The 13197-nt window shown below is 33.7% G+C and carries 12 protein-coding genes and 1 pseudogene; 12 read left to right on the top strand and 1 reads right to left on the bottom strand.

What is annotated here, in order from left to right; all coding sequences use genetic code 11:
- The first annotated feature begins 2 nt into the window (after window positions 1-2).
- The 6 genes and pseudogenes from ABJ974_RS00185 (at window position 3) to ABJ974_RS00210 (ending at window position 7237) form a co-directional block, all read left to right on the top strand.
- Window positions 3-3437 carry a DUF6443 domain-containing protein gene (locus ABJ974_RS00185; protein ID WP_419869383.1) on the top strand — a complete coding sequence of 1145 codons (3435 nt, stop codon included), beginning with the start codon at window positions 3-5 and terminating at the stop codon, window positions 3435-3437.
- Between the two features lie 4 nt (window positions 3438-3441).
- Entirely contained in the window at window positions 3442-4089 is a 648-nt protein-coding gene (locus tag ABJ974_RS00190) for a hypothetical protein (RefSeq protein WP_419869384.1), read from the top strand.
- A 140-nt stretch (window positions 4090-4229) separates the two neighbouring features.
- A complete protein-coding gene (locus ABJ974_RS00195) occupies window positions 4230-5189 on the top strand; it encodes an RHS repeat-associated core domain-containing protein (RefSeq protein WP_419869385.1) in 960 nt (319 codons plus the stop codon).
- A gap of 1 nt (window position 5190) precedes the next feature.
- Window positions 5191-5724 (top strand): hypothetical protein, encoded by a 534-nt coding sequence (locus ABJ974_RS00200; RefSeq protein WP_419869386.1) that lies wholly within the window; start codon window positions 5191-5193, stop codon window positions 5722-5724.
- A gap of 375 nt (window positions 5725-6099) precedes the next feature.
- Window positions 6100-6756, top strand: a pseudogene (locus ABJ974_RS00205) (hypothetical protein); the annotation flags it as partial.
- A 13-nt stretch (window positions 6757-6769) separates the two neighbouring features.
- On the top strand, window positions 6770-7237 hold the full coding sequence (locus ABJ974_RS00210) for a hypothetical protein (RefSeq protein WP_419869387.1): 468 nt from the start codon (window positions 6770-6772) through the stop codon (window positions 7235-7237).
- A 161-nt stretch (window positions 7238-7398) separates the two neighbouring features.
- Here the strand turns inward: ABJ974_RS00210 and ABJ974_RS00215 are convergent, their stop codons facing one another.
- Window positions 7399-7524, bottom strand: a complete 126-nt coding sequence (locus ABJ974_RS00215) for a hypothetical protein (RefSeq protein ID WP_419869388.1) — start codon at window positions 7522-7524, stop codon at window positions 7399-7401.
- A 3-nt stretch (window positions 7525-7527) separates the two neighbouring features.
- On the opposite strand from ABJ974_RS00215, the gene ABJ974_RS00220 reads away from it, so the two are divergent.
- The 6 genes from ABJ974_RS00220 to ABJ974_RS00245 all read left to right on the top strand — a co-directional run bounded on the left by ABJ974_RS00220 (window position 7528) and on the right by ABJ974_RS00245 (window position 13191).
- A complete protein-coding gene (locus tag ABJ974_RS00220) occupies window positions 7528-7776 on the top strand; it encodes a hypothetical protein (RefSeq protein WP_419869389.1) in 249 nt (82 codons plus the stop codon).
- A gap of 489 nt (window positions 7777-8265) precedes the next feature.
- Window positions 8266-9306 (top strand): RHS repeat-associated core domain-containing protein, encoded by a 1041-nt coding sequence (locus tag ABJ974_RS00225; protein ID WP_419869390.1) that lies wholly within the window; start codon window positions 8266-8268, stop codon window positions 9304-9306.
- Window positions 9307-9308: 2 nt separating this feature from the next.
- Window positions 9309-9806: a hypothetical protein gene (locus ABJ974_RS00230; protein WP_419869391.1), complete on the top strand. Its 498-nt coding sequence runs from the start codon at window positions 9309-9311 to the stop codon at window positions 9804-9806.
- A 222-nt stretch (window positions 9807-10028) separates the two neighbouring features.
- The gene (locus ABJ974_RS00235) at window positions 10029-10256 is read left to right on the top strand and encodes a hypothetical protein (protein ID WP_419869392.1); all 228 of its coding nucleotides are present in this window, start codon (window positions 10029-10031) and stop codon (window positions 10254-10256) included.
- A gap of 407 nt (window positions 10257-10663) precedes the next feature.
- Complete coding sequence (gene mutL, locus ABJ974_RS00240; RefSeq protein ID WP_419869393.1) at window positions 10664-12445, top strand: DNA mismatch repair endonuclease MutL; 1782 nt, start codon at window positions 10664-10666, stop codon at window positions 12443-12445.
- 5 nt (window positions 12446-12450) lie between these two features.
- Window positions 12451-13191 (top strand): rhomboid family intramembrane serine protease, encoded by a 741-nt coding sequence (locus ABJ974_RS00245; protein WP_419869394.1) that lies wholly within the window; start codon window positions 12451-12453, stop codon window positions 13189-13191.
- Window positions 13192-13197 lie beyond the last annotated feature (6 nt).

Genomic DNA, 13197 nt, shown 5'->3' on the forward strand with positions numbered 1-13197 from the left:
CTATGAAAAAAATAATCCTTCTTATAAGCCTATTGTTTGTAGTAGGCTTAGACGCGCAGACAACAAGTGAGAACTATATCCAGAGCCGGGTTTATTTAGAGCCAGTCACCGTGAGCAGTACAACAGCCAAGCAAATACAGAGCGTTCAGTATTTTGACGGACTAGGCAGAGCCAACCAGGTAGTTAATGTAAAATCATCCCCCCTTGGAAGAGATGTAGTTACCCATATCGAATACGATCAGTTTGGGAGACAGGTAAAAGATTACCTTCCGGTTCCTCAATCCAATACCCAAAATGGTGCGATCTTCCCAACTCCTTTATCCAATGCTACCCAGTCAGATATTTACGGAAATGAGAAGATCTATGCAGAGAAGATCTTAGAGAACTCACCTTTGGATAGGGTTCAGCAGCAGATCCAGGTAGGAACGGACTGGAGCACAAAACCCGTTACATTTGAGTATGATGCCAATACCACAGCTGATGCTGTAAGAAAATTTACAGTTACCACCACTTGGGCTAGTGGAACTACAGCTTCAGTTTTGAGTACCAATACAGCAACTTATGGAGCCAATCAGCTATATAAAAATACAGTTACAGATGAAGATGGTAATAAGACCATAGAATTTAAGAATGGACAGGGGCAGGTTATCCTGGTTAGAAAAGTAAACGGAACTGAGAATGCCGATACCTATTATGTTTATAATGAGTATAATCAATTGGCTTTTGTAGTTCCCCCTCTTGCGTCGGTAGTTGCTAATGTTAATACTGTAATAAGTACCCTATGTTATTTATACCGTTATGATGGCAGAGGCAGACAAGTTCTTAAGAAGATGCCGGGCAAGGCATGGGAATATATGATCTACGATAGGCAGGATAGGCTTATTATGAGCCAGAATGTTTTATTAGGAGCCAATAAACAATGGTTATTCACGAAATATGACCAGTTTGGGAGAGTAGCTTATACAGGAATCTATACCAGTACTAAGGCTTATGGAGTTGCAGGATGGGCAGCAGAACAGGCCCTAGTAGATGCCATGGGAAGTAATAATGAGTCCCGGTCCTCAAGTGCTGTATTTACGGTGAGTGGCGTGACGCTTTATTATACCAAAAATGCTTACCCTACCGCTAATATGAGTAAGATTTTAAGTGTTAACTATTATGATACATATCCACCATTTGCAGGAGGGATCAGTCTTCCTACCCAGGTGTTGGGTCAGAATATCTTACCTCAGAATGCTCAAAGTTCAATAATCAGTACCAAAGGTTTGCCCACAGCCACCTATATCAAGAATATAGAAGATGATGAATGGACCAAAGCCTATACATTCTACGATACCAAAGGCAGAGCCATATCCACCCATTCTGTAAACCACTTGGGAGGTTACACCCGTACAGAATCCTTACTGGATTTTTCAGGAGTCGTTCAACAATCTAAAACCTATCATAAACGTTTAAGCACGGATACAGAAAGAATCATTACTGAAAACTTTACGTATGACCATCAGAACAGACTGTTAACCCATACCCACCAGGTAGATAGCAATACTGCAGAGGTTCTGGCTCAGAATAGCTATAACGAACTTTCTCAGTTGAAGACTAAGAAGGTAGGAGGAACCAGTGCAGCATCACCCCTTCAGACGATTGATTACAAATACAATATCCGAGGCTGGATGACCCAGATCAATGATCCCTCTAACTTAGGAGCAGATCTGTTTGGGTATAAGATCAAATACCACCAGGTAGAAGGATTAGAAAGTCCTAATGGAGATTTTACAAATTTAAAAGTAAACCCAAAATACAATGGAAATATAGCAGAAATAGACTGGCGGACAGCCACAGCAGCAGGGGACAATTTGAGAAGATATGGGTATGTCTATGATGGATTAAACAGACTCTTAGCAGGCTTTTATCAGAAAGACACCAATCCATCCGCTAAAGAATACTTTGAGAAGCTGGATTATGACTTAAATGGTAATATCACCAATTTGAAGAGATCTGAAGGAGCACCGGTAGGAAGTAATACTGCCATGCTAATAGATAACCTGGATTATGTGTATGTAGGAAACCAGCTTCAGAGCGTTACCGATGTATCTGGGCAGTATAGCGGTTATCCTGAAACCTCCGGAACACCCATTACCTATGATCTTAATGGAAATATGATTACCCAGAATGATAAAGGAATTTTGCAGATAGATTACAATTACCTGAACCTACCCAAATATATATTATTTAATAAGGCACTATCTACTCATACCGGACTTATCAGAGAGAATACTTCCTACCTTTATCGTGCAGATGGAGTTAAGCTAAGAAAGATCTATAACTATAAAGGAGTAGAGGGGAGTACAGCCTTACTTTCCCGAACTACGGAATATCTGGATGGCTTCCAGTATGATACTACTATAGGAAAGAATATGGTAGCTGTATTAGGGTTAAAGTTTGTTCCTACAGCCGAAGGTTACTACAATTTTGAAAATAATAAGTATATTTACAACTATACGGATCATTTAGGCAATGTGAGGTTAAGCTACTTCAATAATGGTAGCGGAGTAGAAGTTCTGGAAGAGAATAATTATTATCCTTTTGGAATGAAGCATGAAGGATATAATGGGCTGGCTGGGAATACTAATTATCAGTATAAATATAACGGTAAGGAGTTACAGACAGAATCAGGAATGTATGATTATGGAGCAAGGTTTTATATGCCGGATATCGGCAGATGGGGTGTGATAGATCCGTTGAGTGAAAAAATGAGAATATGGTCACCTTATAATTATGCTTTTAATAATCCTCTAAGATTCATAGATCCAGATGGTAGGAAACCCTCAGACTGGTTTGTTAATAAATATACAGGAAACGTAGTAAAAGTTCAAGGCGTTAGTAATTTGTCGCAATTAAGCAAATCTGAGGTTCAAAAACTAGGATTAGGAGACGCAAAAGCATACGAAAGGTTAGGTAAAGATAATATGTTTGGTAAAGATGTACAATATAAAGGGATGAAGTTAGGAGAATCAAAATTTGTTATGCTAAATAATGAATCCAAAGGTTTTATGAAAGAAAATGGATATGTTTCAGCTGATAGAGTTATTGTTAAAGAAACTTTGAGTACACAAAAAGGAAGAATGGGTGCGGAGGAAAACGTATCTCATTCCCAGAGCTCTTTAACTGAAATAAGATCTACAAAAACATATGTGAAACCTGAAAAAATTGAGACTAGAGAGAATGAAGTATCAAAAGTGGATACTTATCCTTTTAGTAGTGTTTCAACTGTCACTTATGATTACTACAGAAAAGGAACTGATATAGGGCAAACTCCTCAAGAGATTAAAAACACATATTTTTATGATAATAATCCTACTAAGACGTCCGATAGTAAGAATATTATTTTACAAACAATAAAAGAGATCGTAAATGCAGCAACTAGTCTTATACAATAAAAATATGAACAGAATAATACTATCAATATTGTTTTTATTACTAATATTTTCTTGTGGTCAGAAAAAAAACTCAATAGTTGAGAACCACTTAGAAATGAAAATAGCAAAATTTGATCCTAAATTAATTGATCATTTTCCGAGGAACCAAGTAGGTAATAATCAGAGTATAGTTGTTAGCGAGAATGTGAGAAAGAATAATATTGGAGTTTTACTTTATGAATACGATATGGGGGAAAGATATATAGATAGTTTAATAAATATCTATAAGAAAAACTCTATTGCTCAATATAAAAATTCTGATTCTTGCTTATTAGTAATAAATAAATTTGAAACTCCGAAAACATATTCAGACTCTGAAGATATATTCATAGATTTTGAGAAAAGGAAGAATGAGGTAAACCTAAATTGCTATGAGAAGAAACTTCCTATTCCAAAGTTTTTGGATTATAGGTTTATTAATAATGCTTCTGAAACATGCTTAAATAATAATTTTGAATTCTATATACTTGAAGCTAATAATAAAGATTTTTTTAGAAAATTTGACCTTGTTCCTAATTCACAAATGCCAGATAATTGGAGTAATGGATTTTCCAAGGGGATAGCAATAAGTAAAAAAGACAGGTGTGTGATTTTTTGGGGAGTTATTTGGTAGTTAAGTTACTCCTAGAATAAATGCCCCTTTAAACTGATATTTACAACTATACGGATCATTTAGGCAATGTAAGGTTAAGCTACTTCAATAATGGTAGCGGAGTAGAAGTTCTTGAGGAGAGTAATTATTATCCTTTTGGAATGAAGCATGAAGGCTATAATGGAATGGCTGGGAATACTAATTACCAATATAAGTATAACGGTAAAGAGTTACAGACAGAATCTGGAATGTATGATTATGGTGCAAGGTTTTATATGCCGGATATAGGAAGATGGGGTGTGATTGATCCACTGGCGGAAACTTCCAGAAGATGGTCTGCATACACATATGCCTTCAATAATCCTATTAATTTTATTGACCCCGACGGAAGAGAAGGTTTAGGATGGATACATCAGATGTTTGAAGATGGAAAACAAAAATTAACTTATAGATCTGATATTAATACAATACAAGAGGCGATGGATGCAGGTTATACTCATGTTTATGGTGTTGCAGAGACGGGACAAGCTACAGATCAAACTAATGGATCTGTTTCATATTCTTTAAATGCTGATGGAACTTATACTGATATGTTGTCAGGAAACACCTCAGCTGGTATTTCAATAACTCAAGGAGGGATTACAATAAAAGGAAAGGGTGCATTTGATTTAGGAAAGTATTTATCACATTTAGGAAATGATCCCCAGGAATTCTATACCAATCTTGGAGGAGCTGGTTCTCTAAATTATACAAATCCTTTCTTTAGAGGAGATATAGATAAAATGGTAAGTTTAGATGGTTATTTGGGAGGAATAGTTAATAGTTTAAGTAGAGGAAACGATGGTAAAGATATGTTAGGAGGGATGGGAGATATAATGTCGCTACTTGATACCGGATATTCAAAATTAAAAAAATATTTTGGAAGTAATGAAATTAGTAATCCTGATACAATTATAAATGCAAAATTTAGTTTTGATAATGGAAAGGATACCACTATGTATTTTAAAGTACCAAAAGTAGGCGATATATATCAAAATTGGCATACTGGGAGTAATTATGATGAAATAACAAATCCATATGTAAAAGCAAAAGTTGATAGTGTAATAAAATCTAGAAAATAATATGAACTATTTAAATTTAATTTTCTTATGTTTTGTTTTCTTATTACAATCCTGTAAAAAAGAGAAGGAAAATTATATGGAATTAACTAAGGCTAATAAAACTACGACAAAAGCAACTTACAAAAAAGGAAAATTAATTAGTTCTGAAGTTTTTAATGAACATGGAGAATTGGATAGTAAATATTTATATGATCAGGGAGTAGTAGTTAAGATATATCAGTATTATCCTGATAAAAAAATGAATTCATATTCCTATTTACATAAATCGCCCAACCATTATACAACTACAGTATATTATAAGAACGGTAAGATTTTGAGCGAGGGAGAAGGAGACTATTTTAAAGATAAAAATTTATATTTAAGAAGAGGTCCTTGGATTTTTTATAGTAAAAGTGGTGAACCTTATTCGATATATACATTTACTCATGATAAAAAAAAAGAATATATAAAGGGAGAAATCCTTTTTGATACTGTCAAGAAAAAAACTATCAAAGATGTTATCTACGATCCTCCTGTTTTATATGAAAAAGAATAAATGAAAATGTAAAGCAGTATAATCCTCAATAATACATTAGATACTCCAATCGAATTGAGCTGGAGTATCTAATGTATAAATAAGAAGTCAGACTGCTAAAACGGACATGGTTAAGATTATAAAATAGCTAATATAACACTCAGCAGAAGTCTTTAGAGGCTTTACGGAAATCGTCATATTTACCCATATGAAGACCATTTGGGAAATGCCAGGGTAAGTTATGCTCAAAACAGCGGAAGTTCTGTGGGTTACGGATACGAATAATTATTATCCTTTTGGAATGAAGCATGAAGGGTATAATGGGCTGCTGGGAATACAAATTATCAATATAAGTATCAGGGGCAGGAACTACAACAGGAAACAAACTGGTACAGTTTTAAGTGGAGAAATTATATGCCGGAAATCGGAAGGTTCTTTAATGTTGACCCTCTTTCTGAAAAATATGCTTATCAATCTCATTATAATTTCTCTGAAAATAGGGTTATTGATGCTATAGAATTAGAAGGTTTAGAGGCGGTGTTGATTAATGATACTACAATTGAATGGAGAGTGAAAGTAAATAATAATCTTGGAAATGACTATAGTAAAACTCTTTTATCAGACGCAGCAGAAATTTTAAGTCAAAATGGATTAACCCTTAATATTATTGAAGATATAAATTCTAAATTTACTATTAATCTCTCCCGTGCAACAATAGAAACAACAGAAGAAGGGCTTGTTCTTACAAACGGGTATACTGTGCATGATGGTAATATTTATGATGGAACAGTTGTCTCAAAAGATAACCCGAGAACGTTAGCTCATGAACTAGGGCATAAAGCTGGTTTACCACATATTTTTGATAAAGAAAGTAAGGTTGAAAATACAGCAGAAAATCAAAAAAATTTAATGAACTCTGGAGCAAATACAACAGAGACTTTGCAAGATAGTAGTGGTACAAGTTTGATACCTTCTCAAACAATAGATATTAAGAATCATATAAAGATTACTAATGAAAATAGAGAGAGAAAAGAAAAAGAAGTACAAAAATAAAATCTAAATTCAAATGCAAATTAATACTAAAAGGCTGCTAATTTTTTTTACGACAATTTTAATGTTAAGTTCAGTCTCCTGTCAGAGTCACATGATTATTAATTCTACTAAGTATGAAAACTTAAATTTAGAGAAGAGACAAGAAGTTGATGGTTATTTGCTGGATGCTAAAAAAATGTTATCTAAAAAAGATGATGAAATTATTCTTATGTTTCAATATAATTGTTTTTTAGGACAAAAGATCAGTATTAATAACACCTATACTAAAGATTTTCCGAAAACTAATAAAATTCATTATGGCCAAAGTATTGTGAATTTCCCAAAAAAAATAGGAAAAATTAAAATCAATATGTCAAATGGAAAAAGTTTTTCAATATCTCAAAAAAAAGATTATGACTATATAACGATATGCCATAATGAAAAAACAGGAAATATTTATATACATTATTATGATTTCCCTAAAATATTGGTAGAAGAATAAATCAAATGTAAAGGATGTAATAGACAGTTTACTGGTAATACGAACTACCAGTATAAGCATCAGGGCAGAAACTACAGCGGGAAACGAACTGGTATAGCTTTAAAATCAGCAGCATTAGGTGAAATGGGAATAGGCCTATCTGAGACAATAAAAGGCAGTGCCTATGCATTCGGAGAGGTACTAGATAAAGGAGGATAATATACTTCAAATTTTGCACTGATGGCAGCTCCATTTACTGAAGGAGGATCATTAGTTTTAGTACCTCCCGCTGAAGCGGCTTCCAACATTGGTTGGGAATAAAATTTGGAGTTGATTTAAGCGATGGAAAGTATTCCGATTTACTAATTGAAGGTTCCAAAAAAATAATAAGTACAGGAATTGGAAAAGTTGGTGAAGGTGTATTGGATAAGACCTTTAAATTGAACCCTACAATGACAAAGACAGATAAGGCTATTCATGAAACCGTAGTAGGAGGAACAACCACAGTTGTATCAAAATCTGTAGAAAAAGTAATTGATAAAAAAACTAAAAAGAATTAACATGAAAAAGGCTGAATTTAAATCTATCAATTTCTATTATTTTTTAATACTTGTTTTAATAATGCTTATATCTTATAATTTATATTCGATGTTGGTAAGCAAAGACTTTTTTATAATGATTCCAATAGTTATTCAATTGAGCATGTTAGCATTAAATATAGGAAGATTAGATTAATAGTAAAGATTTGGAGTTTAATATTTTTGATTATAGCACCTTTAATGCAACTTATAGGAAAATTGCTAAAAGATGCTTCCTATGATTATGAGTATTTTGATATTAAAATTTATTTTATTCCATTTTGTATGTTAACGATAGGATGTTTAATATTTTACTTAGCTCAAACAACAATTATTGAAATAGAAGAATAAATTTCAATCAGATATTGAGGTTATCTTTAAGGTAGCCTCTTTTTATTGAATCAGGCAAGAGAAGGGGGATGTTTTTATTTTTAAAGTGATGAAATTACAGGTCCTTTAGTCAATGTGAGGTTGAGCTACTTCAATAATGGTAGCGGAATAGAAGTTCTTGAGGAGAATAATTATTATCCTTTTGGAATGAAGCATGAAGGGTATAATGGGCTTGCAGGTAATACAAATTATCAATATAAATATAACGGTAAGGAGTTACAGACGGAATCAGGGATGTATGATTATGGAGCAAGGTTTTATATGCCGGATATAGGAAGATGGGGGGTGGTTGATCCTTTGGCAGAAATGATGCGCCGTCACAGTTCATATAATTATGCTTTTAATAACCCGATAAAGTTTATTGATCCTGATGGTAGATCAGGAACGGATTGGATTAAGAAAGATGACAAATGGACTTATGATTCAAACATTACAACAGCTGCTCAAGCACAGGCTGCCGGAGCAGATGCATTTGCTAAAAATGGATCAGTAGTATCAAACACTAAAATCGGAGCAGATGGAGAAGTCGGTTATGTAAGATTGAATGCCGGAGGAACCGCAGATTATATGCCGGATAATTTATCAACCGCTATGGTTAATTTTTCAAATGAGACACTTGGTGGAACGGTTTCTGGTTTTCTTCAGTTGGAAAGTACAATTTCTCATTTAGGAAATACAGGTGGGGATTATTACTCCAATGCTGGAGGAGCCGGGATAGGACATAATAGCCCATTTTTTAGACCTGATATTGATAAGATAAAAAGCTTAGATGGCTTTGCTGGAGGAATGTTAACCCCATTAGCGATAGGTCAATTTAACCCTTTAATGGATAGATTAGAGTCAACATTAGGCTTTCAAGCTCAAGCATTGGGATTAGTAGACCCAATAAAAGGAATTCAGCATGACCAAAAAAGTTTAAGTTTTTATGGTAATACTTTTACAGGGATTGAGGATATTAAAGTTGGATCAAGAGTAACAGGGGACGAAAATGTTCATATACCCTTTTTAACAAGAAGCCAATATGATTCTGTAAAAAATAAAAATATAAATGATAGTGCTTATTTTTCAAAACAAGTTATGCAGCGAGCTCAATCAATATTAAAAATAATGCAACAAAAATAATTATGAAAGATTTAATATTTTACTCTTTTTTACTCCTTGTCTTATCGTGTAAGAAAGAAGAAAAAATATATTATCCGGATGGAACTCCAAAATATTTGAATGAATGGAAGAATAATGTTCTTAATATAAATAGGTATGATAGCAAAGGAAACTTAATACTTAAAGGGAAGTTTAAAGATTCTGAATTTATTGATACATTGTATATATATGAGGAGGATGATAATGAATCTTTTATTCAAATAGATAGTTCTGATTCTAATCTTTTTTTTTATGGAACTTATATTGCAAAATATTCTACAGGTAAAATAGCAAAAAAGGCTCCATTACGATTTGAAAAAGGCCATAATTTGGATAGTATTTTGAGTAGTTCTAAATCGTTTGGTAAGGAGTTTCTTTATAATCCTAAGGGGGTTTTAGTAAGAGAAACAGATTATAAAATTATAGGAGATTCTTCAGTAATTATAGATGAGAAAATATATGATCCAATTTTAATGAAATGAGAAGTTTATTGTGTGTATGTTGTATCTTGATTTTAGTAGCATGTAAGAAAAAAGTTTATGATAAGGACCATAAATTAATTAATGTATATGAAAAAAATAGAGATATTACAATAATTTATGATTATGCTACCAATGGAGCTCTAATGATGAAATTGAAATTTAAAAAGGATGAATTTATAGATACAATTTACTATTATGATTTAAAAAATCATTTTATCACAATTGACAGTAGTAAAGGGAAAATATTTTTATGGTACTGAAATAGTTCTTCTGGATAATGGAGAATATGGTTATAAAGGAGGATTACGTTTTAAAAAAAATACTAATCCACATATCGTTGCAACAAGTCGTTTAAGATTTGGAAAACATACCAGCTATAATGATGATAAAAGTGTTAATGATAACTTAGAATATAGAATAATTGGTGATTCTTCATATATAATTAAATAAAAATATATAAATAATTGACTCACATGAGAAAGTGCTTGGCTTAGATCTAAATATGATTATGGTAAAAGTATGTTGAGTATACAAAGGAGTACCGAAAAAAGAATATCTTAATCCCTCTTATAATCTGTATTATTTTTTATTTTATGATATGGGGCTATTTTTTCTTTTTAAGATAGTCAAAGAGCATAAAAAAATATCTCAAAAATTCCTGTCAGAATGGCAGGAATTTTTATAGACAAGAATATCAGTAAACATCGGAATTAGCAAGCTAAATATTATTTTCCGGAATAGTTTTAACAATAAAAGGCAACATTTTTGCATTGAAATGATAATTAAATTTTAAATCCACCTCATATTATTTTTATTACGGTTTTCATTAACTATTTTTGTAAGTTGATTTAGCTTTTATGTCAGATATTATTCAGCTTTTACCGGATCATGTAGCCAACCAGATAGCGGCGGGGGAAGTGGTGCAGAGACCTGCATCCATTGTGAAAGAACTATTGGAAAATGCCATAGATGCAGGAGCTTCGAAAATAGAGCTGATTATAAGGGATGCCGGAAAGAATTTAATCCAGGTGGTGGATGATGGAGTGGGAATGTCGGAGACGGATGCCCGGATGGCTTTTGAAAGACATGCTACTTCAAAAATAAGAGGAACGGATGATATATTTAAAATATCAACCAAAGGATTCCGGGGAGAAGCATTGGCTTCCATTGCTGCTGTTTCACAGGTAGAGCTCAAAACCAAGCAAAAAGATGCTGGGATAGGAACCAATATCTATATCGAAGGAGGGACTTTCCAGTTTCAGGAGCCTATTCAGACTGCTGAAGGATCCAACTTTCTGGTGAAGAATCTGTTTTTTAATGTTCCGGCAAGGCGGAAATTCCTGAAAAATAATAATATTGAATTCAGGCATGTGATTGATGAATTCCAGCGAGTGGCATTGGCTCATGAAAACCTCGAATTTTCTATGTTCCATGATGATGATCCCGTTTTCAGACTTCGAAAAGGAAGCCAGATGCAGAGAATTGTGGATATTTTTGGCAGAAAGCTGCAACCTCTTTTAGTTCCGATTAAAGAAGATATTATCTGGGTGAAGCTCCACGGGTTCGTAGCAAAACCGGAAGGGGCCAAGAAAACGAGAGGAGAACAGTTTCTTTTCGTAAACGGAAGGTATTTTAAAAGCCCTTACTTTAACAAAGCGGTTCAGGAAGCATTTGAAGGACTGCTTTTACCCGGTTATTTGCCTACATTCTTTCTATTCCTGGAGTTGGACCCTGAAAAAATAGATGTTAATATTCATCCGCAGAAAACAGAAGTTAAATTTGAAGATGAACATCTGATCTTCGCCCTTATACGCTCAACCATAAAAAGATCTTTGGGAATCTACAATGTGGCACCCAGCCTTGATTTTGAAAGAGATCCCCAATTAGACGAGATCATGCAGAAAACCTTTCCAAGCAAGGGAAATTCTGGCGGAAGTATAAAAATGCCGGAAATTGTAGTCGATAAAGATTATAATCCGTTTCTGGAAGAAAAAGAGATTAAAGAAGTTGAAATTCATAATCTTACCGAAATGTATCACCAGAATATTTCGGCAGAGCCTTCCAAGATTAATTTATTTGAAGAAGAAGATTTTGATGAAGACCTCATGAGACTTCCGAACGGATACTGGCTATTCAATAAGGGAGACCGGACATTGATGCTTGATTTAGGAAGAATGCACAGGCTGCTGGTCGCCGAGAGTAATAAGAACGTGAAAAAGAACAGTACAAACAGCCATGCGCTCCTTTTCTCACTGGAATATCACATGAACGAAATAGAGAAAAATAAATATAAATCCATAAAAAAATACCTTCCCGAACTGGGCTTTGAAATGAAAATTGCGCATGAAAGCGTATTGAGGATTGACGCGGTGCCGGAAGGATTAAAAGAAACTCAGGTAATGAAATTCCTGGAAAATCTGTTTGAGATTCTGGAATATAAAACCGAAGAAGAATTTATGCAGTATTATCATAACCAGTGGAATAAGATGCAGTCTAAATCCAGGTTTGATTTTATATATAAAAAAGATGCGGAACAGGTGATCAAAGACTTTACGGCATTGGGGTTCCCGGAATTTTTGCCGAATGGAAAAAGATGTTTTTATGAAGTTCCGTTTAATGATTTTAAAAATAAATTTTAGAAAGAATGTTTAATAATATACCTCCTATCACAAGAAATATTATCATTATAAATATTATAGTGTTTATTATCTCCAATCTTGTATATAGAGATGAGCTGTTTAATGCTCTTGCAGCGTTTTATCCCTTTTCTCCCAATTTTCACTCATGGCAGATTATTACGCATATGTTTATGCATGGAAGTCTAATGCATATTTTATTTAATATGTTGACATTGTGGAGTTTTGGACCCGTTTTGGAACAGAGCCTTGGTGAAAAAAAGTATTTGATCCTTTATTTTATAAGTGGATTAGGAGGCTTTTTCCTTTTTAATTTGTGGAATTTTATTGAGGTTCAACAAATTACATCCGCTATGGAGGCTTTGGGACTAAATGTATCTGAAATTTATACTAAAGCAGCAGCCAGCTATAAAGGAAATATGAATATTACCGCTAATACACAAGAAGGAGTGGAGCTGTCCCAGAGCTTATATAATGTACTTAGAACTCCTATGGTAGGAGCTTCAGGTGCTATTTTTGGTGTGGTGGCCGCCTTTGCAACTTTATATCCTGATGCGAAACTGATATTTATGTTTATTCCGTTTCCTGTTAAAGCAAAGTTTATATTACCCATTATTATCATCGTTTCCATTTTTCTTGGTTTCTCCGGAAATGTTGGAGGAATTGCCCACTTTGCCCACGTAGGAGGTGCATTGGTAGGTTTTCTCTTAGCCTTAAGCTGGAAAAAACATTTATACAGGTTTCATTAATATTAT

The organism is Chryseobacterium sp. CT-SW4, assembly GCF_048572715.1.
Classification (GTDB): Bacteria; Bacteroidota; Bacteroidia; order Flavobacteriales; family Weeksellaceae; genus Chryseobacterium.

Bases quoted from the DNA above. Each gene is read 5' to 3' on its own strand.
- ABJ974_RS00215 (WP_419869388.1), bottom strand. From the start codon at position 7,524: ATGTTGGAAGCCGCTTCAGCGGGAGGTACTAAAACTAATGATCCTCCT.
- ABJ974_RS00200 (WP_419869386.1), top strand. From the start codon at position 5,191: ATGAACTATTTAAATTTAATTTTCTTATGTTTTGTTTTCTTATTACAA.
- ABJ974_RS00195 (WP_419869385.1), top strand. From the start codon at position 4,230: ATGAAGCATGAAGGCTATAATGGAATGGCTGGGAATACTAATTACCAA.
- mutL (WP_419869393.1), top strand. From the start codon at position 10,664: ATGTCAGATATTATTCAGCTTTTACCGGATCATGTAGCCAACCAGATA.
- ABJ974_RS00185 (WP_419869383.1), top strand. From the start codon at position 3: ATGAAAAAAATAATCCTTCTTATAAGCCTATTGTTTGTAGTAGGCTTA.
- ABJ974_RS00190 (WP_419869384.1), top strand. From the start codon at position 3,442: ATGAACAGAATAATACTATCAATATTGTTTTTATTACTAATATTTTCT.
- ABJ974_RS00245 (WP_419869394.1), top strand. From the start codon at position 12,451: ATGTTTAATAATATACCTCCTATCACAAGAAATATTATCATTATAAAT.
- ABJ974_RS00210 (WP_419869387.1), top strand. From the start codon at position 6,770: ATGCAAATTAATACTAAAAGGCTGCTAATTTTTTTTACGACAATTTTA.
- ABJ974_RS00230 (WP_419869391.1), top strand. From the start codon at position 9,309: ATGAAAGATTTAATATTTTACTCTTTTTTACTCCTTGTCTTATCGTGT.